This is a genomic window from Rhodococcus sp. KBS0724, assembly GCF_005938745.2.
Lineage (GTDB): Bacteria > Actinomycetota > Actinomycetes > Mycobacteriales > Mycobacteriaceae > Rhodococcus_F.
In genome coordinates, this window is the sequence record NZ_VCBX02000001.1 from 4,208,036 (window position 1) to 4,234,106 (window position 26,071).

Consider the following 26,071-nt stretch of genomic DNA (forward strand, 5'->3'; position numbering starts at 1 on the left):
GAAGTCCTAGCCACCTGGCAATCCTAGCGGGCCGTCAGATCGTGCAGAGCGGCTGAATCTCCTTCTTGCCTTCGGTTGTCGGTGACGTCACGATCGTGCACGCGTTGTACCCGCGACTCTCGGCCACTCGGCGTATCTCACTCCACCCCGCGCCGTCGACTGCGGGTGAACGCGAAAGTACAAACCCTGACGTTCGAAGCGGGTCACCCACAAGTGCCCACGAATAGTCGTCGGCGATGTAGGTGACGACGTAGTTCGGCGGCCCGTCCAATCCGTCCTGAAAAGGCACGCCCGGGAAACTGACATGCAGTTGCGCAGAGGACTGAGTATCGGTAACTCGCGCATTACCGGCAATGCCGCTCTGGTCCCCAGCCCAGGTTGTACAGGTGTTCCGGACACTCACATTCGACGCATCGAGCACCTCGTACCGCGCCTGAGTGTCCTTGGCGCACATCAGGTTGAAGGGCTGCGGCACAGCTGCCAACTGGTACCAGTCACCGACGTAGCGTTCGACATCCAGCTTCTCGACAGGCTGCAACGGTTCCCACAATTCCGCTGACGTCCCCCCTTGCAGCGGTGCGCTGTGCGCCGGCATAGCCATCATGGCCACACCGACACTCGCCCCGGCTACCGCAATGGCACATCTCCCCGACCAGTTCATAGTGCTACCTCCCGCTAGTTTCGACAAAGTCCGACAACCCGCCCGCGGATTGCTCTACCTGACATTCGGAGCGGTTGGTCGCGCGGATTGGCCGGGTGGAAAACTACTTTTAGTTTGTTATAGACCTTAGTACCCAACCTTCTGTACTCTTTGCCAGTAGGTAACTGGAAGTTGGAACGGAGCGTCAGACATGAACGTTGTCGACCTAGGGCTGGAACGGACGAGGTACGCCGTCATCGACGAGACAATCGAATCCCGGTGGCGCCGCGTCACCTCGATGCAGCACGACACCGTTGCCATCGTCACCCCACGCGATGAAATCACCTTCGCCGACCTCGAAGTCCGCGCAGACGCCCTCGCTCGTGAACTCGATATTCGCGGACCACACGGCCGCTGCCCGATTGCTGTCGAGCTCGACCCCACTGCCGAGGCCGTTGTCCAACTCCTTGCGACGCTGATTTCCGGTCGCCCACTGGTCATGATCGACCCACAACTTCCGCCCGCGAGGCGCGAGCACATCCTGTCCACGTCCGGTGCGGTTCCCATCAGCACAGTCCTCGATCACGCCGCGGCCACACCGTTCCGGTTCGGCAACGCACTCGAGTCGCTCAGCTCGGATCCCGCCATGATCGCTTTCACCTCCGGCACCAGCGGCGCGCCGAAAGGAGTAGTGCTCAGTCACTCGATGTGCCTGAACAAGGCGGACGAGCTTGCTGCGGCCATCGATCTGCGACCCGACGATCACATCGGCAATCTCCTGCCCGTCAGCTTCGGCGCAGGCATCACCGCACTGATCATGGGTTTGATGAACGGCGTCACCGTGTACTGCTGGGATCCCCGCGTCGACGGCACATCCAACCTGGAGCACTGGATGCGCAGAAATACGATCACCACCGCGCATTGCGCACCGTCGTTCCTGCGGGCGTGGACGGAACAAGATACTGCCCAACCCGGCGTTGATCCCGAAAGCTCGCTACGCGTTGTCGTCACCTACGGCGAAGCAGTTCACGGCGACGACTACCAACGCCATCGTGATCGCGGATTCGCAGACGCGACCTACGTCAACTGGATGGCAACCACCGAGACGGGTGTCGTCGCCTACAACGCTTTTCCTCCCAACGCCACCTTCCCGCAGGGCATCATCCCGGCTGGTCGGGCGCGCGACGGGAAGGACGTCCGGATCGTCGATTCCGAGGGCAACCAACTGCCCGACGGCGAGATCGGCGAAATCCATGTCATCTCCAGCGACCTGGCCGACGGCTACCACGGCGACCCGGAGCGGACAGCACAACGATTCACGCAACTCGACGACGGTATCTGCCTGTACCGCACCGGCGACCGCGGATGCATCGACAGCGATGGCGAATTGCAGCTCAAGGGCAGGCTAGACGACGCTGTGAAAATCCGCGGATACCTTGTCGAACCCACCGAAGTCGACGTCGCCCTCCGCGCTGTCGGCGGCGTCGTCGACGCGGCCGTCGTCGTCCGCACCGAGAACGACCATCCGGAACTCTGCGCATATGTGGTGAGCGATTCACAGCGAATTGCTCTGTCGCCGGCAGAAATTCGACGCGAACTGTCTCAGCGCCTGCCCGGCTGGATGGTTCCACGCCACATCATCATGCTGGCCTCGATCCCCCGTAACGAACGCGGCAAAGTCGACCGCAACGCACTGCCCGCACCGGCGCCCGTCGCCGCCTCAACCGCCACGCCGACTCTCGAAACCATCACCGAATTTCGGGTCGCCATCATCTGGTCCAAGATCATCGGGATCGAATCACTCGATCGCGACGACGACTTCTTTGCACTCGGCGCAGATTCGCTCGCTGCGGCAGAAATGCTCACCGCGCTACGGGCCGCTGTACTGGTCACTGTCAGCGGCGCCCAGTTTGCCGGCGCCACCACCATCCGGGAACTCGCCGCACTCGTCGACGCGATGCTCTGCAACAAGAAGCGTGACGAGGGTCGAGCGTCTGTGCTGGTTCCACTTTCGACAAGCGGTTCCCAGACTCCGCTCTTCCTGATCACCGGTGCCGGTGCGCCGGCGCTGAGCTTTCTCGCGACGGTACAGGCCATGTCCGGCGATCGACCGGTGTACGCGCTGCAAGCACACGGAATGGAATCTCGCGGCCTCCCCGATCGCACCGTCACCAAGATGGCCGACCGATACATCCGCGAGATCAGGAAGGTCCGGCCGCACGGGCCGTACGCGCTCGGCGGCTACTCCCACGGCGGGTTTGTCACCCTCGAGATTGCGAATCGCCTCCACGCGGAAGGCGAAGTTGTCGAACAGGTTGTCATTCTGGACACTCGGTTGCGGGAGAACATGCTCGGGCCGCGGCCTGACACCGCCGAGCCGCAGGCCACATCGGACGCTGCCGAGCCGGTGCTGAATGCCCGAGCCCAGACATCGAAAAAGTCGGTTCTGGGTATCTGGCTCCGGTACCAAGTTGCCGGCATCATGCAATTCGACCCGTCGATGCAGTGGTATCTCTTCTACCATCGCGGTCTGGCGTCCCTACGTAAGTACACCCCCAGCCCGTATCGCGGTTCGGTTGTGGTCATCCGGGGCGACGGCAACCGACAGGACGCGCACGACTGGTCGGCCATTGCTACCGGCCAGATCACCTTCGAGGATGTTGCCGGCTCGCACGAAGACATTCTGCGGGCCCCGTACGCCGTAGCTACCGGCGAGGCACTCGAGCGCGCGTTGGTTCCGCAGCAGTCCCGTCCCTGGCGAATCCGGGCATAGAAAATAAGAAAAGCTCCTCACTCGCGAATGTTCGCAAGTGAGGAGCTTTTCTTGTGGGTGGAGCTAAGGGGACTCGAACCCCTGACCCCCACACTGCCAGTGTGGTGCGCTACCAGCTGCGCCATAGCCCCGTATTCAGTTCATTCTCGCATCAATCTTGCAGGCGGTTGTTCTGCTTGCCGCTTGCTTGAAGAAAGTTACACCACTTGCGCGGCGAGCAACAAATCGCCTGGTCAAGCCGGTGCGGCCGCTCCGGGTTTCAGAGCGGCCGCACACTGCTCAGGAAGCGAACTGCGAAACCCAATCGCTGTTCTTGGTGCTGACGATCTTGCCCTCGGCGACAACCGTCGGGGTGCCCGTTCCGCCGGCTGCGGAGAGCGCTTCGCTCGCTGCAGCAGCGTTGGCCGCGGCGGCCTCCACGTTGGCTCCAGAGGAGATGCAGGCGGTGGCTGCATCCGATGCACCGGCTTCGCCGGCTATCCGAGCCAAATCGTCGTTGGTGTGATCGCTCTTGCCACCTTCAGCCGGCTGGTTGTCCGGCGCGAAGAGTGCGGTGTGCAGATTCGAGTAGGCAATCGCGTTGCCATCCTGCGCGACGCACAGCAATGCCGCGCCGGCGCGAGTGGAGTAATCACCGCTGCTCGAAGCCCTGTTGAGGAAGTTGAGCATGTGATAGCGAACAGCCACGTCACCGGTGTCGATCGCTTCCGACACCGATTGTCCACTCAGGTGCTCGAGTGCGGCGCACGCCGGGCACAGTGGATCTTCGAAAATATCGAGAGTGGTACGTGCGTCCGGCTTCCCGATCAGAACGACACCGTTGTCCTCCACGGTGACAACCACCTCGGAGTTCTGAACCGAACCGTAGCCGTCGTTTTGCACCTCGTTCTTGCTCGACTGCCACAGGATGCCGCCGATGACGAGGGCTGCGATCACCAGGACGGCGAGACCACCGATGATGTAGGTGGACCGACTCGACACCGGTTCCGGTTTGTACTTGTTGTTCTTGGCGCTCACGCTGATGCAGTCCTTCGTGCGTCGAAACGATTTTACCGAGGGGTTACCTTGCCCGGGTACTCACCTTGCCATTGAAGACTGTGCTTCAACTGAGAATGCGGTACGTGATCCCTGTCCCAATGCGATCGGTGACCGCGGGAAGAAACACAACCACAGAGCCAACGCAAGGAACCCGACGTCTCTCAGGATCTCGGTCAGGTAGTCCCACGCGTCGACGTCGGCAGCGCCACCACCCCCGAAACAGCCGCAGTCTATGGACAATCCGCGGGCCCAGACCGAGATGATCACGCTGATGAGCACAACAAGCATGAGCACCGACACCGCGGCCGACGCTCGTACGGCAAGGCCTACGAGCAGCAGCAATCCGAGAACGATCTCGACCAACGGCATTGCCATCGCCACCGGGCCGACGAGACTCTCCGGCAACAATTGATACGCCCGGACAGCAATCTTCGTCTGAACCGGATCGAGGAATTTGATGCCACCCGAAATCAGCCACACGGCTGCCAAACCCAAGCGGGCCACAAGACTCACGATGCGAATAGCCACGGGTCGAGCCTACAGAGGGACTTCCGAGGTGACGGTTTTTGCGGCCACAGCCTTCGCCGGCACTAGCAGCCAACCCACGCTCGCGACGATCACCACAGCGCCCATTGCGGCAAAAGCCACGGAGTACGAGAAGTGCTCAACCAACAGGCCGGCACAGATCGGCGCGACCACACCGCCGACGTCGGACATCATCTGGAACACCGCCAGCACAGGGCCGCCACGCGCCTTGGATCCGACAACATCGGCAACCGCGGCCTGCTGCGACGGACTCATCAAACCGGAACCCGCACCCGTCACGGCGGCAATCACGAAAAACGCCACCAGGTTGTGCGTGAATCCGATCGCCATCGTTCCCGCGCCGCAGACGAGCAGTCCCGCGAGCACAAAGGGTTTGCGCCCGTATTTGTCCGAGAGCCGACCTGAAAAGGTCAGAACCAGAGCATTTCCGACCGCAAAAACTGCCAGCGCGTACGCGGCTACCGCGTCGCCGCGCCCGAGAGACTCAACGACAAAAAGCGGAACCATCGCAACGCGGACGCCGAAGATGACACCACCGAATGCCAGGTTCGAGCCCAGAGCAGCGCGGTAGACCGGGGAGCGTAGACCTTCCGCCAATGTCATCGGTGTGATCGACGCGCCCTTGTCCGGCGACGCGAGATGTGAACCGCGCAGACTGAAGAAAACCACAGCGGCAGCAATGACCAGCGTCGCCGCATAAATGAGGAACGGCATCCGCAAGCCGAACTGCAGCAAGGCGCCGCCGAATATCGGGCCGGTAATCGAGCCCATCAAGAAGCTCGTTGCATATAGACCGGATACGCGTCCCCGGTGGTCAGGCGGCGACATCCGAATAAGCAGGCCAAGCGCCGACACCGTGAACATGGTGGAACCGATACCGCCGAGTGACCGGAACAGCAGCAGTTGCCAATACTCCTGCGCAAACGCGCACGCTCCGGTGGACAAGGCGACGATCAACAGTCCCAAGATGTATACCGGGCGCTCGCCGAGTTTCTGCACCAAGGTGCCGCTCATCGGCGCAAATACCAAGCGCATGAACGCAAACGACGAAATGACGACTGTGGCGGCCGTAACCGATACATCGAAGCTGCGAGCGAACTGCGGTAGCGCCGGGGCGACGATGCCGAATCCGAGAGCGATGACGAAGCTGGCGGAAACCAGCACCCAGATTTCCTGTGGCAGCCTGGCTGCGCGAGTTTTCATGTCGCCCGGGATTCTAGCCGGGCGACACGAGCGGGCCGCGAGCTAGTTCGCGTTCAAGACACCGGACACCAAGTCCTTCGCCGCCGACTGAACCTGAGCCAGATGCTCGGCGCCCTTCATCGACTCGGCGTAAATCTTGTACACGTCCTCGGTTCCCGACGGCCTGGCCGCAAACCATGCGTTCTCGGTGGTCACTTTCAAACCGCCGATTGCGGCGCCGTTCCCCGGCGCTGCCGTCAGCGCCGCGGTGATCGGCTCCCCCGCCAGTTCCGTCGCGGTGACCTGCTCCGGTGACAGTTTTGCCAGGACCGCCTTCTGCGCGCGACTGGCGGGCGCGTCAATGCGGGCGTAGGCCGGGCTACCGAACTTCTCGGTCAGCGCGCTGTAGTGCGCCGACGGCGTCTTGCCGGTCACCGCTGTGATTTCGGACGCGAGCAGCGCAAGAATGATGCCGTCCTTGTCTGTCGTCCACACCGAGCCGTCGTGACGCAAGAAGGACGCTCCCGCGCTTTCCTCGCCGCCGAACCCGACCGAACCGTCGAGCAACCCCGGCACGAACCACTTGAAGCCGACGGGTACCTCCAGGAGCTCCCGCCCGAGTCCGTTCACCACGCGGTCGATCATCGACGAACTGACCAGGGTCTTCCCCACCTTCGTGCCGGCTGCCCACTTCGGACGGTTCGCAAAGAGATATTCGATGGCAACGGCCAGATAGTGATTGGGGTTCATCAAACCGCCGTCGGGGGTGACAATTCCGTGGCGATCGGAATCGGCATCGTTTCCGGTGGCGATGTCGTAGCGATCCCGAATACCGATCAACGACGCCATCGCGTCAGGCGAGGAGCAATCCATTCGAATCTTGCCGTCGGTGTCGAGCGTCATGAATCGCCAGGTCGGATCGACCAGAGGATTGACGACCTCGAGGTCGAGGTGATGAGTCTCGGCGATGGCTCCCCAGTAGTCGACACTGGCGCCGCCGAGCGGATCTGCGCCGATGCGGATACCCGCGTCGCGAATCGCGTCGAGGTTGAGCACAGAGGGCAGGTCGTCGACGTAGTACCGCAGGAAGTCGTATCGCTCGACCCTGGCCAGCGCCTGTTCCGTCGTGACGCGCCGGACGCCGGCAAGACCGTCGCGAAGCAGTTGGTTGGCACGGTCTGCGATGACCGACGTGGCATCGGTATCTGCGGGGCCACCGTGGGGCGGGTTGTACTTGAACCCGCCGTCGCGCGGCGGATTATGCGAAGGCGTCACGACGATGCCGTCGGCCTTGGCTTCGGGCGCGGTGGAGTTGTATCGCAGAATCGCGTGACTCACGGCGGGCGTGGGGGTGTAGGCGTCGCGCGAATCCACCAGCACCACTACGTCATTGGCAACAAGGACTTCGAGCGCGGACAGCCACGCCGGCTCGGACAACGCATGCGTATCGCGGCCGATGAACAACGGCCCGTCAATGCCCTGCGATGCGCGATACTCCACGATCGCCTGCGTCGTCGCCAGAATATGCGCCTCGTTGAAGGCACTGTCAAGGCTGGAACCGCGATGCCCCGACGTCCCGAACAGCACCTGCTGCATCGGATCCTCAGGATCGGGTGTTCGTGTGTAATACGCAGAAACCAAGTGCGGTACGTCGACCAAATCCTGTGGTTGCGCCACCTGTCCTGCTCGTTCGTGCGCCACGAATCCCCCTAAGCCCGGTGGTCGACCACACGGCCGACACGACTGCCGCTCATTCTCTACCCTGTGATCTGAATTCCCAACCAGGCGACGCTCAGTCCCACGACAAGACTGGCGATGATGTACACCAGCGACAGCGCCGTCTGACGCTTGTCCAACATGCCGACATTTTCGGTCGCAAACGTCGAGTACGTGGACAAACCGCCGCAGAACCCGGTCGCGAGCAGTGCCGCCATAGCTGTGGAGAGTGTTGCGCCGGTGAACAATCCGAGGAGAAAGCAACCCAGGACGTTAGCCATGAATGTTGCTGCCGGAAATCCTCTGTATGCCGGGACGTATTTCGCGAGCAAGTACCTGCCGGTCGCACCGGCGCCGCCGCCGATCGCCACGAGGAGAACCGTCATACCGCCACCCCTTCACGACGACGCATCCAGCGCTCGCCGATGGCCTTGCCCCACGCTGCGGCCAGGATCGCCGGAACCAAGGTGCCGAGAACGTACAGAATGGATCGCATCGGACTCTCGGTAACCGCGTGAACCGCGAACGACGAGAACGTCGTGAAGCCACCACAGAAACCCGTACCCAGGAAGATGTACCAGACCTTGTCGTGAATCAGCAGCGCCGCAAGCACTCCGAGGATCAACGAACCGACGACGTTGATCACGAGAGTGGTCCAGATATGTGGAAACCACTCGCCCAACCCGTATCTCGTCAGCGCTCCGAGTGCACCACCCGCAGCCACCGCCCCGATGGCCGCAGGCAAGCCAAGCTCACTCATTCGCGCTCCTCACTCGATCGAGCCAGATCTGTCTCGGCTCTATCTGGGCTCTATCTCGGCGGCCGAGGAATGAAGTAGCTCGTCCGCTCCTGGTACTCACGATAACCGGGACGGTGCGCCATGTGCCTCTCGAGAAGTCGCGCGCCGGTCGCAAATACAAGAAAGTACGTCATCGCGACCGGCGAAAGAAACGTCAACACACCTGGCCACACCGAGGCCGCGACGAGGAATATCCCCCACCACACACAGGCGTCACCGAAGTAGTTGGGATGACGCGTCCACGCCCACAGTCCCTGATCCATGATGTGCCCGTAACTGCCGGGATCGGATTTGAACTCGGCCATCTGACGATCGGCGACTGCCTCGAACGTCACTCCGACCAGCCACAACACAACGCCCAAGAGCACCAACAAGTTGAACCCGCCTGTCGACACCGCGGACACCTGAATCGGCAGCGACACAAACCACAGGGAGATACCTTGCGTCACATATATTTTCCGTATCGCATACAGAGTTCGACTGCCAGACGCCTTTCCCAGCATCTGCTCGTACCGAGGATCTTCACCTTTACCCCGTGAACGCACCGCCATATGCCACGCCAGCCGCAGGCCCCAGATACCTACCAACACGAGCATCAGTAGTCGGCGCCACAGATCACCTGCACCGCCAACTGCGGACACTGCGGCGATGACCACAAAACCCACACCCCAGGACACGTCGACAACATTGTGCCGGCCGATCCGTATCCCGATCGCCGCAGTCACCGCTATCACGACAACAACGGCCACGAAGCTCGCAAGCATCATCGAACCAAGCGTCATCGTAGACATAACGGCCTCACTGAGAGAATCTGATCCACACCCATCCGCCCGTCACGAAACGCCATGCCACCGCCGACGAAGTACAGGCGCCACACCCGCGCGACCTCCACACCGACCAGCTCGACCACACGATCGAAATTGGATTCGAACGTCTCGATCCACGCGTCGACTGTCCGCACGTAGTGCTCCCGAAGTGCCTGAACGTCACGCACTTCCAGCCCACCCTCCTCGATCATCGCCACGGTGCGCCCGACCGGACGCATATACATGTCGGGTGCGATGAAGGATTCGATGAACGGTCCGCCACCAGGATGAGCCCCGGTACGCGACATCTGCTGGATCAGCACGCGCCCGCCCTCGACCACATTGTCGTGCAGCGCTTTCACATACGTCGGATAGTTGTCCTCGCCGACATGCTCGCCCATTTCGATCGACGCGACGGCGTCGTACGGTCCGTCCGGAATCTCGCGGTAGTCCTGTAATCGGACCTCAACCCGATCCTCGAGGCCAAGCGACTGGATCCTCGCGTCGACAAACGCCTTCTGCTCCGCCGAAATCGTCACTCCGACAACGTGGGCGCCGTACTCATGAGCAGCATGCACACTCAGCGAACCCCACCCGCAACCAACATCGAGCAAGCGTTGCCCGCGCGCCCGATCGAGCCCGATCTTGCGGCATACCAAGTCAAGCTTGTCTTTCTGAGAGTCGTCGAGAGTGTAATCCGGTGCGTCGGATGTCCAGTATCCCGAGGAATACGCCATATTCTCGTCCAGGATCAGCGAGTAGAAGTCATTCGACAAGTCGTAGTGATGACCGATTGCCGCCCGATCCCTCGACACACTGTGCAAGCGGCCCTTGACGCGCGCCTGCGACACCGGCGGTGGCAACGGGCGTCCGAACACCCCCAAGGATCTCGCGGCCCTCACCGCCGCGAGGATGACCGACGGCGTCGGAGTGACAGGCCCCAGACCACGCTCGGCGGACACTTTCCACACATGCGTGAGTGCTTCGCCAAGATCGCCGTCGACGTCGAGTTCGCCCAGAACATAGGCCTGCGCCGCACCCAACTCTCCGGGATTCCACAACAGCCGCCGAAGCACGTTTGCGCTGTGGAGCGTCACCTTCGGCGCATCGACCGGCCCTGCCACACTGCCGTCCCACGCAGTCAACCGCACCGGAAGTTCACCGCCGACAGCCGGACTGAGGAGCTCAGCCAACCGCTCGGCGATCGCAGTACCTGTCATCGCTGGTTCCTCCGATCGAGAATTACTTGCTGAACGTCGAGATATCCGGAACGGAAACCCGCTTCGGAGTAGCAGAGATAGAAGTGCCACATGCGGGCAAATACATCGTCGAATCCAAGCGCTGCAACTTCATCCGCACGGGCGCTGAACCTCTCATCCCATAAGCGGAGCGTCTGCGCATAGTGATCACCCATCGACATTCGTTCACGCACACGAAGAGTGGTCATGCGTTCGGTGACGTCCTCGATCGCCCGCACAGACGGCAGGAAGCCTCCGGGGAAGATGTATTTGTGAACCCAGGTATAGGTGTTGCGGGTAGCCAACATTCGATCGTGCGGCATGGTGATTGCTTGGATCGCGGCGCGCCCGCCCGGCGCCAATAGAGAGTCGATCTTCTGGAAGTAGCTTCCCCAGTATTGGTGGCCGACAGCCTCGATCATCTCGACCGACACCACGGCGTCGTACTCCCCCCGCACTTGCCGATAGTCGAGAAGGTCGATCTGGACGCGATCCGCCAGTCCCGCAGCGCTTATCCGCTTGGCTGCCAATTCCTGCTGTTCCACCGACAACGTCACTGAACGAACCGTTGCACCGCGCTGGGCAGCTCGGATCGCCAATTCTCCCCAGCCCGTACCGATTTCAAGCAATCGCGAACCAGGGCCGACGCCCGCCCCGTCCAGTAGGCGATCGATCTTGCGGTGCTGCGCCGCAGCGAACACGTCCCACGACGGGGAATCCCCCACCGACAGATCGTCGAACAGGGCACTGGAATAGGTCATTGTGCCGTCGAGGAACAATTCGAACAACTCGTTCGAGAGGTCGTAGTGGCGCGCGATATTGGAACGGGTGTTCTGCGTCGAATTTCGCTCACTACGAGGCTGCTTGGGAATGTAGAGGCCGCGTAGCCGCTGCAAGAAGTCAGGAATCAATGTCGCTACCCGAGAGGCAAAAACTTCCAGGACTGCGGTGAGATCGGAGGCTTCCCAATCGCCAGCCATGTATGACTCCCCGAATCCGATCAGACCGCTGTCGCCCACCCGAGCAGCAAAGTCATCCGGACGATGAATCACCATCAACGGCGAATCGGGGCTACCGCCGCCCGAAAACTCACCACTAGGCATCTGCACACGCAGCGGCAATCGCGCAACAGCTTTGTGAAACAGCGCTCTCGCGACCGGCGACGCCACCCGCACTTTGAGGCCACTGGGGACAGTGGTGACTCCCGGCCAGCGCTCTGCCTCGGCACTACGAAGGATCGTAGTCATCGCACTGCCTCCTGCGGTTGATGATGCGGCGGTTGATGATGCGGCCGGGGAACTACCGGTAACCGTCTGGACCACAACCGAATCCCTTGATATCGAATCTGCGCGGACACTCTTAGTGGCGCGAGCGGAATCGCGAGGACACTTCGAATTATCGCGCCCGCGGTAGCCGGAACACATCTCCCTCGTACTGTCGCTGTAAAGGGGGCCTGATCCGGCCTGGTGAGAACTATCGACAACTGCACCGAATCATTGGGCAGCGGCAATCTCATCCGGTACTCGCCGGACACGTCGTTGAACGGCGAGACGTAGAACTCCTTCGCCGTGCGGGCCGAACCGGCGTCGTCGGTCTCGAGCAGGTAGCAGTGCCGTTCACCGTAGGTGTTGTGGACCTCAGCCACCACGCAGCGCACGGCGCCATCGTCATTGAGGCACCAGAACACGCTCAACGGGTTGAAGACATAACCGAGGACCCGAGCGTTCGCGAGCATCAGAATTCGCCCACCGACAAAGGAGACTCCGCGTGAGTCAAGAAAGGATTCGACATTGGCCCGCAAGGATGCGGTTGAATCTCCGACGTGATCGGCCGCATCGAATCGAGCCAAAGGACGCAACGGTTTCGGAAGTACCGGTAGCGCGTCCACGTCGACCAGCCAACTGTAGCTCCGGTATTCGAACTCGTTGCGCATCGGCGCGGATCGCACATGCCGTATCCGGGTGTGAACGATCGACGGAGTAATCGGCGGGGCGGGGGTGCTCATGACCATCGCCCACCCACACGCTCAGCCGCGCGCAAACCCGACAATGCACCGTCCTCGTGGAAACCCCACCCGTGATACGCCCCGGCAAAAGCAAGCACATTCGTATCGAGCTCGGGCAGGCGACTCTGTGCCGCAACCGAAATCGGCGTGTATTGCGGGTGCTCGTAGGTCATCTGATCGATGACGGAATCCGGAGCGATCATGTCCTTGCCCCCGAGAGTCACGATGTACCGTCGACCGGTCTCCGGTAGGCGTTGCAACCGGGTCATGTCGTAGCTGACGAGCACGTGATCGGGCGTCGCATCACACTGCGGCAGGTAGTAGTTCCACGATGCCCGCGCATTCGAATTATCAGGCAGCACACTCTCATCCGTGTGCAATTGGGTGTGATTGATCGAATAGGGCATCGCGCCGAGGACCTCGTGCTCCGTGGCCGTCGGATCGGCAAGAATCTTCAGCGCTTGCTGGGGATGCGTCGCGATCACTACGGCGTCATAGGTCTCGAGTTGATCATCTCCGCCACGAATCTCGACTGAATCAGCGTGCCGATACACGGCGTGAACCGGCGTGCTCAGCCGAACGGCACTGATGCTCTGTGCCACTGCTTTCACGTACTCGACCGAACCACCGGTTACCGTCCGCCACGTCGGCGAACCGGAGATAGTGAGCATGCCGTGGTGATCGAGGAACGCGAAGAGGTACCGCGCCGGATACTCGAGAGCCGCCGACGGGTCACACGACCACACCGCGGACACCAGCGGGGTCATGAAGTGAGCGGTGAAATAGTCGGAGAATCTGCCGCTTCGCAGGAAAACACCTAACGTCTCATCGGGTGTCGATGCATCGGACCGCGCGAGCACCGCACGGGCTCGTCGATGAAACCTCTTGACCTCCATCAACATCGAAAGAAAGCTGCCGTTCACCAGCAGTCCAGGTGTTGGCAGGACCCCGCGCAACCCCTGTCCGCCGGAATACTCGAGACCACAACCCTCACAGCGGACAGACATACTCATGTCCGATTCCTGTGTCACGACGCCCAGTTCGGCGAACAATCTCAACAGCGTCGGATAGGTGCGGTCGTTGTGCACGATGAAGCCGGTATCAACAGCGAAGTTGCGACCTTCGGGATCCGTCACCGCGTGCGTGTCTGCGTGGCCACCGAGCCGCGAATCTGCCTCGTACAGAGTCACATCTGAGTCCTTGCCGAGAACCCAGGCCGCAGTCAATCCCGCGACTCCACTGCCCACGACAGCAACCTTGCGCTTGTCAGAACTTGCCGAACTCCGTCTGCCCGAATTCATCGTCGTTCTCCTGCCTTCGCTTCGGTTGTTTCCACTGCCGTATCCGAAATTGCTGCCGTATCCGAAACTGCTGCCATTTCCGAGACCGCATCTGCCGCCAGTCGATGCCACAGCGATGCCCGTCGCAGCATGAAGTGCCCAGCACCCTCGACGCCGATCCATTCGGCATCGAGACCGGATCTTCGTGCTCGTTCAACGACTGCTTTCGAGATATCCGGGTCAGTCCAGCGATCCGCCGTGCCGTGCGCTACCCGCAGTGGGCAACGCTGCCGCGGTCGAACTTCCGTCCCCGCCGGCCACCATGGAGCCAATGCAACGATGCCTACGACGGCCGCATCACCCGACAGGGCAGCGGCTACCCGTCCACCCATCGAATGTCCGAGCAGAATGACCTTCGCGTCAGAGTTTCCCGCCTTGATCGAATCGAGCACGTGTCGCGCATCTGCAACCGGGCTCTGCTCAGCGTCATTCCACCCGCGTGTGCGATATCTGACCGGCGTGACATCGAATCCACGTTGCTGAAGTGCCACCGAGAAGGGACGCATCCGGAGGTTCGACAGATGCCAGGCTCGCGAACGACGGTGACTCGCGACCTTCCCACCGGGCAGAACCATTACCGTGAGGTGTTGATCTTCCCGGTGCTGCTCTTCCCGGTGCTGCGGCCGATGCTGAAGCGTCATATAGGGCATTCGGCGCCGGAAACCCCGCGGATGGGATTTGTAGGATTTCTTTTCATGGCGAGGCGTCCCCGCGGGGACGCTTTTCGCAATCTGTCGGTACCCCCAGCTACTGTCGAATGAACATTCGAACCGGGGGGTCGGCATGGACACAAACAAGCTCGTCAACGATCACGACAGTGACACCGAACAAGTCATGAGCGTCGTGGACAAGCGAGAAGCCGTCGATACCATCGGCGTGGAAATCTGTGCACTAGCTGGGCAGATCGCAGCGGCTACCGCGCGCTTCCTCACCCTATTGGCCGACTTCGACGAACAACGAGGCTGGGCCGGTCCCGGACTACATTCGTGCGCCCATTGGCTGTCATGGAAATGTGGCATGAGCCTGCACACCGGACGTGAGTACGTTCGTGTCGCCAAGGCCCTCCGTCCACTGCCCGAGATGCGGAAGGCGTTCGAACAAGGCAATTTGTCCTACTCAAAGGTTCGAACACTGACCCGAGTCGCAACCCCTACAAACGAGAAGCAGATGGTCCGGCTCGGCCGCGAAGCACCTGCGTCCCAGATCGACCGCCTCACTGCCGGACTACGTAAAGTTGCCGACAACGAATCCGGCAAAAGTAAGGCGCCGGAACGCTTTCAGGTGCGCTGGCACTGGGACGCAGACACCGGAGATTTTGTCATCAAAGGTCGCCTCGCCGCACAGGACGGCGCTCGCATCCTCACCATCCTCTCCTCTGCAGAACGGGAGCGTACCCGGACGGAAGGCACTTCACAGGAGGACGAGCCAACCACCGAACAGAATGCGGCGAAAAAGCCGCCCGGGGATATCGGACCCGCGATCCTCGCTATGGCCGAAATCGCAGCCACAGTCGACGCGAACACCACGACCCGCACCGGCACCTCCGCAGAGGTGGTGTTCTTCCACGAACACGACAACCTCCGAATTCCCGGCGGACCTGCACTGACCAACAGCGACTCCGAGGAAGTCCTCTGCAACGCCCACCTCCGCTTGGCGAAGACCAAGAAGCAGTGCGTGCTCAATCTGGGCCGGAAGACCCGCGTCACCAGCCACAAGCAAATGCTGGCGCTGAATTACCGTGACGGAAGCTGTCGCACGCCAGGGTGCGGGCGAACCAGATTTCTACATGCTCACCATGTCCGATTCTGGGGTCGCGGCGGAGAAACCAACCTCGACAACCTGATCATGCTGTGCGGGACTTGCCACCGAGCACTACACCGTGGCCAATTCACAATCACTGCCCTCGGTGATCAGCAGTTCGAATTTCACTACACCGATGGAGGGGTCATCGACCCGGCACCGCCGACGGAGGGGTTCGCCGATCAACTACTGCGCGGAGACATACCCGATGATGCGATCATCCCGAGATGGGGCGGCGATCCACTACACCTGGACCATGCCGTCAGCGTCATCCTTGACGGACTGGGCCGCGAAAGCATATTGGTCTAGTCCAATCTGAACGGTTGATGAACAATCGAACAATCATCGCGTTTGAGTGATGCAATTGGTCTAGTCCTATTGCAAGATCCTTGGCGTGACCAAGAAAATCGCTCGCACCTCAGCCGCCATCACCCTCCTCCTCGCCGGCGCAGTAGCCGCCGGAACTTCCACCGCTGCAGCAATTCCCGGTTCGTCCGACCTCAATTCGATCGCTGCCCAGAAGACCGTCGTCATCGGACTTGACGGCACCATGCTCAGCCACATCAAGACCGCCGACGCCCCGAATCTGAACAAACTGATTGCCGAAGGAACCAGTGCAGAATCGTCCATCCTCGGCCTCACCACCATCTCCGGGCCCTCCTGGTCAACGATTCTCACAGGGGTCTGGGACACCAAGCACGGCGTGAAGGACAACACATTTGTCGGTGCTCGCTACGACTTGTATCCCACCGTCTTCACCCAGATCGAGAAGGCAAAGCCTGCCCTTGTCACCGAATCGATCTCAACGTGGGGAGGCATCGACAACATTGCATCCAGCGGTGAGCCCAAGGCCGACGTAGTTGTCACTACACCCGACGCCGGCTCGGTGGCAGCGACGGACAGTGCAACCGCGGACGCTGTAGCCGCCTCCATCATCGACAAGGGACCGGACCTCATCTTCACCCAGCTCGATCAGGTCGACGGCGCCGGACACAGCGGTGGAACAAATGCCCCTGCCTACGCCGAGTCCATTGCGTCGGTAGATGTAGAGGTCGGAAAGATCATCAACGCCGTCGACGAGCGCGCAGCAAAGACCGGCGAAAAGTGGACCGTGCTGGTCACAGCCGACCACGGTCACACGCCGACCGGCGGACACGGCGGCCAGAGCGCAGCCGAGGCAACGACGTTCGTTATCGCTCGTGGCGCCGGCTACACCGCGGGAAAGAATACCGCCGACTACACGATCGCCGATATCACCCCGACCGTCCTGCAGAGTCTCGACGTTGCGCTGCCTGCCGACCTGGACGGTAAGCCGCTGGCCAAGGAAGCTCCCGGCTTCGTCGGCTCAATCGACCTGGGATTCTTCGGGTCCTGATCGCGGTACACGTAGGGATGGGCGGTCAAAGTGTTGTAGATGTGAAGCCTTAGAGCTTTAACCGCACCCACTCGCACGCCTGTTCAATTCCTGCTCCCGCCGTCCGCGTTGGGCAGGAGACGGAAGGGAAACCGTCACAGATTGCCATCGCCCACACACAACTGAATCGACCGATGACCACCACGCTCCATTCCGGCACGCGTAGGTGGTCATCGGCGTCCCGCAGATGAAACTAGCCGTGCGCTAGCTGAGATTACGTCGAAGTGGCGGGTTTAGACCTTGCTAATATCGAACCGAACGTTCTCTACATTTTCTGCCACTTGGAGTTGTTAGCCCATGCGTAAGCAAAGCCTGGCAGTCGTCGTGCCTGCATATAACGAGGCCGACCACATCAGAGACTGCATCAACGCCATACTGCACCAAGGCGATCTGGTTGACGAGATCTTGATTGTTGACAACAACTCCACCGACGAGACAGCAGCGATCGTTCACGCATTTAAGTCACCGAAGATCCGCTATCTGGTTGAGCGCAGGCAGGGCGTTGTCCATGCCCGGAACGCAGGATTCGATGCGGTTTCAACGGACCTCATCGGCCGCATCGATGCCGACACCCGAGTCCATGACGGATGGGCGCAAGCAATACACGCACATTTCGATGACACTGATTCCTTCGCCGCGGCCGGCGTCACCCACATCTACGATTCCCCGTTCGCGTTCCTGCATCGACTGATCATTAAACGACAAGTCAAACGATTGAGGAACGCAACTAATCCCCATGTCTCCGCTGCGGTCGGAGCAAACATGGCCATCCGAACTTCTGCGTGGATGTCCGTACGGCCACATTTGAGCGACCGCACGGACATCCATGAGGATTTGGACCTATCATTTTGCCTCCGCAAAATCGGTCACACCATCAGCCATCTACCCACCATGCAGGCATCCGCATCCGCAAGACGCGGTGTCACACCGCCCAGGAAGTATCTGCGGTACAATGACGCCTCCCGCGCCGTGATCGAGCACCACGGACTTATGAACCGCAGATTGAGTTTGATGATCACCGTGGACTCGATTCTTCATGCTTTGTTGTGGCCCGCATACAAGGTATTCGCGCCCGTGAAGGCACGCGATTTGCCAATTAGGTGATGTGGGATGAAGGTCACGGCTTCAATCACCGAGTTGATCACCGCTGGACACTGCAATATCGGTTGGCGTGAATATCGGTTGGCGTGATCGAAACTGTGTAAGTGCCGGTGCTTGAAGACGCGGTTACAGTTTGAGTTGCCAGAACAGTGGATCCGCGGCGTACCTCAACTCTGTAGGTCTGGTTGAAGTATTGGCGCGTGAATACGACAGTGACTTCGAGCGTGGCGGTCTTTGTGCCCGATGCGACCAGAGACGTGTACTTCGGTCTCAAAGTGTTGAGCAGCTGTTGACCGGGCTGATTTTGAGCATAAGAAAAGGCAGGCCATCCAGTGCGGATACACTGTCTGACCTGCCTCTTTGTGGAGCTGCCGGGAATTGAACCCGGGTCCTACGTTGAATCGCTAGGGCTTCTCCGTGTGCAGTTCGCTAAGTCTCTACTTGGATCTCCCAGTCTCGCGAACAAGCCAGGATGACGATCCCAGTCACTGTTTGATGTCCCATTCGACTCCGTGACCGAGCCAAACAGTAAAGCCCTCTAGCTGATGCCAGGAACCGGGTCGAGGGCAACCCCGGGCTGACAGACACGCTTCGCTACTTAGGCAGCGAGAGCGTAGTCGCGCTGATTGGAATCGGCGCTTATAGGTTTGCAGCGACGCTTACGGTGGTCTCTTGCCTGCACCGACACGCTTCCCCTAACTCAACACACGCAGTCGAAACCGTTCAGCCCCGTGTGTGCCCCGCGTCTTTCGTGGGGCTACCTACTATAACGCGCCAATGCGCGGAAGTCATACCAATTAAACCGTGCGTTCTGCTGTGCTGGTGATGTTGGCGATCATGCCTTCGAATACGACACCGTGAAAGGGCAGGATCGAGTACCAGTACAGCCGACCGGCCAAGCCTCGCGGGAAAAATACTGCGCGCTGATCGAGGTGCGAACCCACTGCCTGACCATCCGGACCCGCGGGCCCCTCCGAGACTCTGAGCTCCAACCACGCTCCCCCGGGAACTTTCATTTCGGCCCGCAATCGCAGCAGCTTTCCCCTGTCGATCTCTTCGACCCGCCAGAAGTCCAGGGCTTCACCGGTATTGAGGTGACGCGGATCACGCCGCCCCCGGCGCAACCCGACGCCGCCCACCGCCCGGTCCATCCACCCCCGAATTGCCCAGGCCAAAGGGAATGAGTACCAACCGTTCTCACCGCCGATGGATTCGACCACCTTCCATAGTGTCTCCGGATCCGCAGCACAATCACGTTCACGATGGTCGACATACACCGCTTCACCGGCCCAATCCGGATCGGACGGTAGCGGATCCGACGGTGCGCCGGCGATGGTGGCACCGGACCAAGAGGTTTCGACCTCTCCGTTCTCGATCTTGCGCAGCGCCAGTCGCACGGCTTCGCGATACGTGGTGAGTCCGCCTTCGGGCGGCGGGATGAAGCCGTCGATGTCGTGATCGTGCATGACGGCATCGTTTTGCAGTGACTCGATCAGCGGCATTGCGAGCCCGTGCGGAATCGGCGTGACCAACCCCACCCAGAGACCGGCCAGCCTCGGGGTCAGCACTGGCAGAACGACAATGCGTCGACGCACCAATCCCGCGACATCGGCATAGGTGTTCATCATCTCGCCGTACTGCATGACGTCCGGACCGCCGATATCGAACGCACGGTTGATCTCCGGGACTGTGGCCGCCGCAGCCACCAGATAGTGAAGTACGTCGCGCACGGCAATCGGCTGAATGTTGTTGTGCACCCATTTCGGCGTGGTCATCACCGGTAGGCGGTTGGTCAGGTGTCGAACCATCTCGAAGGACGCCGAACCCGAACCGATCACCACTCCAGCCTGGAACACGACTGTCGGAACGGCAGAGTCGAGAAGTATCTGGCCAACTTCCAGCCGAGACTTCAGATGCGTCGACAACTCACGCTGCGTTGATAGTTCATGCTGCGTCGGATGGAGCCCGCCGAGGTAGACGATTCTGCGAACTCCCGCGGCCGCTGCCGCTTCGGCCACGTTTGCCGCGCTGCGCTTGTCGACATCGGAAAACGAGCCACCACCACCCATTGCGTGGACAAGATAGTAGACAACGTCAATCTCGTCGAAAGCGCCTGTGAGGGAATCCTTGTCACTCAGATCAGCACGAACTACCTCGACGGAATCACGCCACGGAACATCGCGCAGTTTCTCGGGACTGCGCACCAGCACGCGGACCTGATGCCCCGCCGTAACCAACCTGGGGGCAAGACGCCCGCCGATGTAGCCCGTTGCTCCTGTGATCAACACTCGCACCGTTTCCATCACACCACGCTACGCAGAAAACCAACTGCTAGGCAGAAATGAGACTAGGCAGAAATCGAGCCGCGCAAAGCCAACGCTGCCGCCAGATCGTCGGCGGTGAGCGCCATGTTGATTCCCGCGCCGGCCTTCGCACCTGCGGCCGCGGCCATGATGACCTGCGCACTCGGATCGACAACGTTGCCTGCCGCAAAGACACCAGCCACGCTGGTTGCACCCATCATGTCCACGGTGACGAACTCCCCCATCATCGTCTCCGCCGTTGCGGCACCGAACGACCGCAGGATCGAATCATTCGGGTCCATCGTGACCGCGCCGCCGACAAAGATCGCCGACCGCGCAACCGTCGAGCCGTCAGCCAACTGCACACCGACAAATCGATCGTCCTCGATCACCGGCGCAGACACCTCGCCTTCGACGATCGAAATATCGAGCGCTGCAAGCTTTTCCCGGTCCTCGGCGCTGAGATTCTCGATTCGATGAAGGAACAGAACAACGTCGTCGGACCACTGACGAATCATCGGCGCCTGGTGCATTGCGAACTCGACGCTCTTTGCAATGACACCCAACGGCTGATCGCGAACGTCGTATCCGTGGCAGTACGGGCAGTGCAAGACGTCGCGGCCCCATCGCTCACCGAAAGCACTGAGTTCGTCGGGCAGCCTGTCGGTCAAGCCCGTCGCGACAAGCACCTTGCGCACCAAGATTCGCGCGCCATCAGCCAGAGTGATCGCGAATCCGCCACGAGAGTCTTCATCGCCGTCACGCTGCACAGCAACAACAGTTCCGTCGTGGAACTCTCCACCGTATTTTCGGACTTCGTCGCGTCCGATGGAGAGAAGTTCGGCTGGATTCATCCTGTCGCGTGAGAGGAATCCGTTCATGTGATCTGCTGCCGCGTTTCGCGGTACACCGTTGTCGAAAACAACAACGGATCTGCGGGCTTGACCGAGAATGAGCGCCGCATTGAGCCCGGCCGCGCCGCCACCGATCACTGCTACGTCGTACGTGTCTGCTGCATCGTAAGAGGTCTGTGTCATGAACTCAGGATTGCAGCACGACGCCAACTTGACAAACATCATTGCCAATTTGGCAAAATAGAAGAATGACCGAAACATCGTTCGACGCCGTCCTCGCGGGTATCGGTCCGCGTCTGCGCACACTGCGCCAGCAATCCGGTATGACGTTGACCGACCTCTCCGAGGCCACCGGCATCAACGTCAGCACGTTGTCGCGACTCGAATCCGGCACTCGCCGAGCCAACTTGGAACTACTGCTGCCGATTGCGAAGGCGCACGGAGTCCCACTGGACGACCTCGTCAACAGCAAGATCGCAGACCCCCGGGTGCGAGAAGAACCGCAAAAGGTCGGATCCATGACGATCATTCCGTTGACCAGTCAGCCAGGAAACCTCCAGGCCTACAAGATGATCCTCGCGCCCACCGAGGACATCCGTGAGCCGGGCACCCACGAAGGGTATGAGTGGCTCTACGTGCTGTCGGGTCGGGTCCGGCTACAGCTCGGTGATCGCGATTTTGTCATGGGCGCAGGCGAAGCTGCCGAGTTCGATACGCATATCCCCCACCGATTCAGCGCTGCAGACGGTCGACCAGCCGAGGTGATCAGTTTGTTCGGCAAGCAAGGCGAACGAGTGCACCTTCGCGCCGCGCCGGCTGACCGCCGCGGCTGAGGTCGTGCGAGCTGCTACCCGCGCATGCCCTTGATCCGACGGCCCAACTCGCGGGTCACCTCGCGTTCGGCGGTGCGCTTGGCCATATCCTGACGCTTGTCGTAGTCCTGCTTACCCTTGGCGAGGGCAAGCTCGACCTTGACCTTGCCGTCAGAGAAGTACATCGACAACGGAACCAGCGTCTGGTTACCCTCGCGGGTCTTCCCTACAAGGTGTTCGATCTCGCGCTTGTGCAGCAACAACTTCCGGGTCCGACGCGGCGAGTGGTTGGTCCACGAACCCTGTGTGTACTCCGGAATGTGCAGCGATCGAAGCCACACCTCACCGTTGTCGACGGTTGCGAATGCGTCCACGAGCGACGCCTTACCTTCGCGCAAACTCTTGACCTCGGTCCCGACGAGCGCGATTCCCGCTTCGTAAGTGTCGATGATCGTGTAGTTGTGACGCGCTTTGCGATTGGTCGCAATGACCTTGCGGCCCTTTTCCTTCACTGTCCGGGCCTCTCAGTCCGCTGTCTTACCCAATAATGCAAACAACTCTTGCTCTCAGCATAGAAGGCCGTGCAAACCAATTACTCGCGCACGTACAAACGAAGCGTGACGTACGAGGTTATCGCTGCCATTCCCACGCCTGCGAGTACCAGGAACGGTGAGACGAACAGGATGTCGCTGTTGGAAATGCGGGCGACGATGTTGGCTTCGTAGACATCGGAGAGCACTCCGTCGATGAACAGATTTTTTGCTGTGAAGAGCCCGGCGATCGCCAGCACCGCACCGATCAAGGCGGCCACAATTGCCTCGAGGAGGAACGGAAGCTGTGTGTACCAGCGTGTTGCGCCCACCAGTCGCATGATGCTGACCTCGGTACGACGCGTGAATGCGGCGATCTGAACCATGTTGGCGATCAAAAGGATTGCGGCGATGGCCTGCACGACGGCAATGGCAAAGGCAGCGTTTCGGACACCACCGAGGACGCTGAAGAGGCGGTCGACGAGCTCACGCTGGTTGAGAACGCTCTCGACACCCGGCCGGGAACCGAACGTGTCGTTGATGACGCCAAACCGTTCCGGGTCACTGAGCTTGACCTTGAACGACGCCGGGAAGCTGTCCGGGCTGACCAGTGCGGCCAGCTCGGGCTGGTCCTTGAACACTCGCTCGGTCGCATCCTTCACCGCGTCGTCACGATTGAGGAACTGAACCGCAACGACGGACGGCGTCTGCTCGAGTTCCTGCCGCAGGGTGCTGCAGATTTCTTGCTCACAACCGGGGTCTGCGGCGGAAATATCGTCCGTCAGGAAGATCTGAACCTCGACGCGCTCGAGGAAGATTTGTTGCGTCTTACCGGCCATCTGAACCACCAGGAGGCCACCACCGAAGAGACCCAGCGAAATTGCGGTCGTCAAGATCATGGCAATGGTCATCGTGATGTTGCGGCGCAGGCCGGTCAGGACCTCGCTGAAAATAAAACTGGCACGCATCGGGGAATCCGATTCCTTCTCGAATGATCGGCGGCTTCGCAGCTACCGGTGGGCGTTCGGACGAGTGGTGAGCAGTCGGCGTTTACCTGCCGACGCCGTACACACCCCGCGCTTCGTCTCTGCTGACCTTGCCGAGATCGAGTTCGATGACTCGTCGACGCATCGAGTCGACGATGTGGTGGTCGTGCGTGGCCATGACAACGGTGGTGCCGGTGCGGTTGATTCGCTCGAGCAGCAGCATGATGTCCTGGCTGGTCTCAGGGTCGAGGTTGCCGGTGGGCTCGTCGGCGAGCAGGACCAGCGGCCGGTTCACGAAAGCGCGCGCAATAGCTACGCGCTGCTGCTCGCCGCCGGACAGTTCGGTCGGAAGTCGGTCAGCTTTGCCGGCGAGGCCGACCATGTCGAGGACTTCGGGAACGGTACGTGCAATCACATCGCGTGGCTTGCCGATTACTTCCAACGCAAACGCGACATTCTCGGACACTGTCTTCTGCTGCAGCAGCCGGAAATCCTGGAACACGCAACCCATTGCCTGCCGCAGCTTCGGAACCCGACGGGCCGACAACTTGTTGACGTGAAAATCTGCGACCTCGATGTCACCGGACGTCGGCGACTCCATCTTGAGCAGTAATCGCATGAAGGTCGACTTGCCAGAGCCGGAGGGGCCGATGAGGAAGACGAACTCCCCCTTCTCCACCTCCACACTGACATTGTCGAGCGCCGGCCTGGTGGAGGCTTTGTAGGACTTCGACACGTTCTTCATGCTGATCACAACAAGCCAGTCTAGCCGTTATCGAACAGTGACCTTGGAGCAACGCGCGGCGAGTGCGCCCGCTTTACCCGGTTCCACTGGTTGTCGCGGCTGTTGTGCTCGGAATTGTCGTGGCTGTGCTGTTGGAATTGCCGACCGGAGGGCCAGGGGCCGGTGCTGTTGTCGTCGCCGTCGACGAAACACCACTCTGCGCTGAACCCGGAGTCGCTGAACCCGGAGTTACTGAACCGGAAGACTCGGTCGTCGACGGCGCCGATTCCGAGGACGGAGGCGTCGAAGATTCCGGGACAGTTGTGGTCGAAGTCCCCACCGGCGGCGGCGTGTACGGCTCCGTCACCGACGATCCTGCGGCCGGCGCAGGCGTGGCTGCCGCGGGCACCTCCGGGTTGAGACTCGTGTTGGCGACGTAGGCGAGGATCCAGGCCACGATCAGAAGGAATGTCGATGTCCGCATCCGGCCACCGAATAACCGGGACGGCATCCAATCGAAGTGGATGATCCGGTCGAGACCGCGCCGGGGTTCTTGCTCGGTCATTCGCTCGCCTCCTCGATGTTGCCCGTGTGCAGTCCCGGCGTGACGGTGATTCCTTGACGGCGTAGTGCCGCGGCAACGCGCACACGCAGCGCCCGTCCGACCTGGAACTGCTTGCCCGGTAGCGTGCGCGCCACCATCCGAATGCTGACCTGATCCACCTCGAGGCTTTCGATACCCATGACCGTCGGCTCGTCCAGGAGGAGCTTCTTGAGTCCACGGTCAGACATCGCGTCGACGCCGACCTGGCGAAGTACCTCGTTGACCCGGGTGAGGTCGGCTGTCGCCGGAACCGGAACGTCGATGACGGCGCGCGCCCAGTCCTTGGACAGGTTGGTCGCTTTCACGATCTGGCCGTTGGGAACGGTAATCACTTCACCGTCTGCGTTCCGCATTCGAGTGACTCGCAACGTCACGTCTTCGATGACACCTTCGGCATCATCGGACGAACCTGTGATCGCAAGCCGCACGGTGTCGCCGAATCCGTATTGGCGTTCGGTGATGATGAAGAATCCCGCCAGGATGTCCTGCACGACGCGCTGCGCACCAAAACCCAGTGCCGCGCCGAGCACTGTCGCCGGTGCGACCAAACTACCGATCGGCAGGCTCAACAGATCGAGAACCTTCAGTGTCGCGATCACATAGATGAACGTGATGATCACCCAGGTGATGACCTGAGCCACGGAATGACGGTGCTTGGTGGCCTCGGATCGGACCAGAGCGTCACCCAGCTGATAGTTGGCATCGATCTGGTCGGTGACCTTGTTGCCGCCCCAACTGACCAGACGGGCAAGGATCAAGGCTCCGAGCACGGTCATGAGGACCGACAACCCAGGGTTCTGGAGCCAATTGAGCAGGTTCTGCCCAGGTCTGAGAAAAGTCATCGTGCCTTTCGGTTGCCG

The 26,071-nt window shown here is 60.8% G+C and carries 25 protein-coding genes, 1 tRNA gene and 1 other RNA gene; 6 read left to right on the top strand and 21 right to left on the bottom strand.

Features of this window, described 5'->3' with window-relative positions:
• Positions 1 to 34 precede the first annotated feature (34 nt).
• Entirely contained in the window at positions 35 to 595 is a 561-nt protein-coding gene (locus tag FFI94_RS19400; RefSeq protein ID WP_397495573.1) for a lipocalin family protein, read from the bottom strand.
• 256 nt (positions 596 to 851) lie between these two features.
• Here FFI94_RS19400 and FFI94_RS19405 point away from each other — a divergent pair, with 256 nt between their 5' ends.
• Entirely contained in the window at positions 852 to 3,413 is a 2,562-nt protein-coding gene (locus FFI94_RS19405; RefSeq protein WP_138869267.1) for an alpha/beta fold hydrolase, read from the top strand.
• Positions 3,414 to 3,471: 58 nt separating this feature from the next.
• Here the strand turns inward: FFI94_RS19405 and FFI94_RS19410 are convergent.
• The 13 genes from FFI94_RS19410 to FFI94_RS19470 all read right to left on the bottom strand — a co-directional run bounded on the left by FFI94_RS19410 (position 3,472) and on the right by FFI94_RS19470 (position 14,724).
• A tRNA-Ala gene (locus tag FFI94_RS19410) sits at positions 3,472 to 3,544 on the bottom strand.
• Between the two features lie 148 nt (positions 3,545 to 3,692).
• Entirely contained in the window at positions 3,693 to 4,430 is a 738-nt protein-coding gene (locus FFI94_RS19415; protein WP_138869268.1) for a DsbA family protein, read from the bottom strand.
• A gap of 60 nt (positions 4,431 to 4,490) precedes the next feature.
• Positions 4,491 to 4,979, bottom strand: a complete 489-nt coding sequence (locus tag FFI94_RS19420) for a MauE/DoxX family redox-associated membrane protein (RefSeq protein WP_138869269.1) — start codon at positions 4,977 to 4,979, stop codon at positions 4,491 to 4,493.
• 9 nt (positions 4,980 to 4,988) lie between these two features.
• Complete coding sequence (locus FFI94_RS19425; RefSeq protein ID WP_138869270.1) at positions 4,989 to 6,200, bottom strand: MFS transporter; 1,212 nt, start codon at positions 6,198 to 6,200, stop codon at positions 4,989 to 4,991.
• Between the two features lie 42 nt (positions 6,201 to 6,242).
• Positions 6,243 to 7,880: a phosphoglucomutase (alpha-D-glucose-1,6-bisphosphate-dependent) gene (gene pgm / locus FFI94_RS19430; RefSeq protein ID WP_138869271.1), complete on the bottom strand. Its 1,638-nt coding sequence runs from the start codon at positions 7,878 to 7,880 to the stop codon at positions 6,243 to 6,245.
• A 56-nt stretch (positions 7,881 to 7,936) separates the two neighbouring features.
• Positions 7,937 to 8,281: a fluoride efflux transporter CrcB gene (gene crcB / locus FFI94_RS19435; RefSeq protein WP_138869272.1), complete on the bottom strand. Its 345-nt coding sequence runs from the start codon at positions 8,279 to 8,281 to the stop codon at positions 7,937 to 7,939.
• Positions 8,278 to 8,655: a CrcB family protein gene (locus tag FFI94_RS19440; protein WP_138869273.1), complete on the bottom strand. Its 378-nt coding sequence runs from the start codon at positions 8,653 to 8,655 to the stop codon at positions 8,278 to 8,280. Before FFI94_RS19440 ends, crcB begins: the two co-directional genes overlap by 4 nt.
• 50 nt (positions 8,656 to 8,705) lie before the next feature.
• Positions 8,706 to 9,485 carry a DUF1295 domain-containing protein gene (locus FFI94_RS19445; RefSeq protein ID WP_138869274.1) on the bottom strand — a complete coding sequence of 260 codons (780 nt, stop codon included), beginning with the start codon at positions 9,483 to 9,485 and terminating at the stop codon, positions 8,706 to 8,708.
• Positions 9,473 to 10,720 (bottom strand): cyclopropane-fatty-acyl-phospholipid synthase family protein, encoded by a 1,248-nt coding sequence (locus FFI94_RS19450; protein ID WP_138869275.1) that lies wholly within the window; start codon positions 10,718 to 10,720, stop codon positions 9,473 to 9,475. The genes FFI94_RS19445 and FFI94_RS19450 overlap by 13 nt, the downstream gene beginning before the upstream one ends.
• Positions 10,717 to 11,985: a cyclopropane-fatty-acyl-phospholipid synthase family protein gene (locus FFI94_RS19455; RefSeq protein WP_138869276.1), complete on the bottom strand. Its 1,269-nt coding sequence runs from the start codon at positions 11,983 to 11,985 to the stop codon at positions 10,717 to 10,719. The genes FFI94_RS19450 and FFI94_RS19455 overlap by 4 nt, the downstream gene beginning before the upstream one ends.
• Positions 11,982 to 12,743, bottom strand: a complete 762-nt coding sequence (locus tag FFI94_RS19460) for a DUF1365 domain-containing protein (RefSeq protein WP_138869277.1) — start codon at positions 12,741 to 12,743, stop codon at positions 11,982 to 11,984. Before FFI94_RS19460 ends, FFI94_RS19455 begins: the two co-directional genes overlap by 4 nt.
• Positions 12,740 to 14,044: an NAD(P)/FAD-dependent oxidoreductase gene (locus FFI94_RS19465; protein WP_138869278.1), complete on the bottom strand. Its 1,305-nt coding sequence runs from the start codon at positions 14,042 to 14,044 to the stop codon at positions 12,740 to 12,742. The genes FFI94_RS19460 and FFI94_RS19465 overlap by 4 nt, the downstream gene beginning before the upstream one ends.
• Entirely contained in the window at positions 14,041 to 14,724 is a 684-nt protein-coding gene (locus tag FFI94_RS19470) for an alpha/beta hydrolase (RefSeq protein WP_138869279.1), read from the bottom strand. Before FFI94_RS19470 ends, FFI94_RS19465 begins: the two co-directional genes overlap by 4 nt.
• A gap of 142 nt (positions 14,725 to 14,866) precedes the next feature.
• Here FFI94_RS19470 and FFI94_RS19475 point away from each other — a divergent pair, with 142 nt between their 5' ends.
• From FFI94_RS19475 to FFI94_RS19485, 3 genes are all read left to right on the top strand, one after another.
• Complete coding sequence (locus FFI94_RS19475; protein WP_260684209.1) at positions 14,867 to 16,192, top strand: HNH endonuclease signature motif containing protein; 1,326 nt, start codon at positions 14,867 to 14,869, stop codon at positions 16,190 to 16,192.
• Between the two features lie 85 nt (positions 16,193 to 16,277).
• The gene (locus FFI94_RS19480; RefSeq protein WP_138869280.1) at positions 16,278 to 17,258 is read left to right on the top strand and encodes an alkaline phosphatase family protein; all 981 of its coding nucleotides are present in this window, start codon (positions 16,278 to 16,280) and stop codon (positions 17,256 to 17,258) included.
• Positions 17,259 to 17,594: 336 nt separating this feature from the next.
• Positions 17,595 to 18,401 carry a glycosyltransferase family 2 protein gene (locus FFI94_RS19485; RefSeq protein WP_138869281.1) on the top strand — a complete coding sequence of 269 codons (807 nt, stop codon included), beginning with the start codon at positions 17,595 to 17,597 and terminating at the stop codon, positions 18,399 to 18,401.
• 357 nt (positions 18,402 to 18,758) lie between these two features.
• On the opposite strand, the gene ssrA is transcribed toward FFI94_RS19485, so the two are convergent.
• From ssrA to FFI94_RS19500, 3 genes are all read right to left on the bottom strand, one after another.
• Positions 18,759 to 19,129, bottom strand: a transfer-messenger RNA (tmRNA) gene (gene ssrA, locus FFI94_RS19490).
• 66 nt (positions 19,130 to 19,195) lie between these two features.
• Entirely contained in the window at positions 19,196 to 20,701 is a 1,506-nt protein-coding gene (locus FFI94_RS19495) for an SDR family oxidoreductase (protein WP_138869282.1), read from the bottom strand.
• A gap of 44 nt (positions 20,702 to 20,745) precedes the next feature.
• Complete coding sequence (locus tag FFI94_RS19500) at positions 20,746 to 21,738, bottom strand: NAD(P)/FAD-dependent oxidoreductase (protein WP_260684210.1); 993 nt, start codon at positions 21,736 to 21,738, stop codon at positions 20,746 to 20,748.
• Positions 21,739 to 21,803: 65 nt separating this feature from the next.
• Here FFI94_RS19500 and FFI94_RS19505 point away from each other — a divergent pair, with 65 nt between their 5' ends.
• Positions 21,804 to 22,388, top strand: coding sequence for a helix-turn-helix domain-containing protein (locus tag FFI94_RS19505; RefSeq protein ID WP_138869283.1), 585 nt, complete (start codon positions 21,804 to 21,806; stop codon positions 22,386 to 22,388).
• 14 nt (positions 22,389 to 22,402) lie between these two features.
• On the opposite strand, the gene smpB is transcribed toward FFI94_RS19505, so the two are convergent.
• The 3 genes from smpB to ftsE form a co-directional block, all read right to left on the bottom strand.
• Positions 22,403 to 22,879 carry an SsrA-binding protein SmpB gene (gene smpB, locus FFI94_RS19510; protein WP_033231128.1) on the bottom strand — a complete coding sequence of 159 codons (477 nt, stop codon included), beginning with the start codon at positions 22,877 to 22,879 and terminating at the stop codon, positions 22,403 to 22,405.
• A gap of 80 nt (positions 22,880 to 22,959) precedes the next feature.
• Positions 22,960 to 23,865: a permease-like cell division protein FtsX gene (ftsX, locus tag FFI94_RS19515; protein ID WP_138869284.1), complete on the bottom strand. Its 906-nt coding sequence runs from the start codon at positions 23,863 to 23,865 to the stop codon at positions 22,960 to 22,962.
• A gap of 82 nt (positions 23,866 to 23,947) precedes the next feature.
• Positions 23,948 to 24,628, bottom strand: a complete 681-nt coding sequence (gene ftsE, locus FFI94_RS19520; protein WP_202025995.1) for a cell division ATP-binding protein FtsE — start codon at positions 24,626 to 24,628, stop codon at positions 23,948 to 23,950.
• 62 nt (positions 24,629 to 24,690) lie between these two features.
• Here ftsE and FFI94_RS33780 point away from each other — a divergent pair, with 62 nt between their 5' ends.
• Positions 24,691 to 25,047: a hypothetical protein gene (locus FFI94_RS33780; RefSeq protein WP_185993257.1), complete on the top strand. Its 357-nt coding sequence runs from the start codon at positions 24,691 to 24,693 to the stop codon at positions 25,045 to 25,047.
• A gap of 121 nt (positions 25,048 to 25,168) precedes the next feature.
• Here the strand turns inward: FFI94_RS33780 and FFI94_RS19530 are convergent, their stop codons facing one another.
• Complete coding sequence (locus FFI94_RS19530; protein ID WP_138869286.1) at positions 25,169 to 26,053, bottom strand: mechanosensitive ion channel family protein; 885 nt, start codon at positions 26,051 to 26,053, stop codon at positions 25,169 to 25,171.
• Between the last annotated feature and the right edge of the window lie 18 nt (positions 26,054 to 26,071).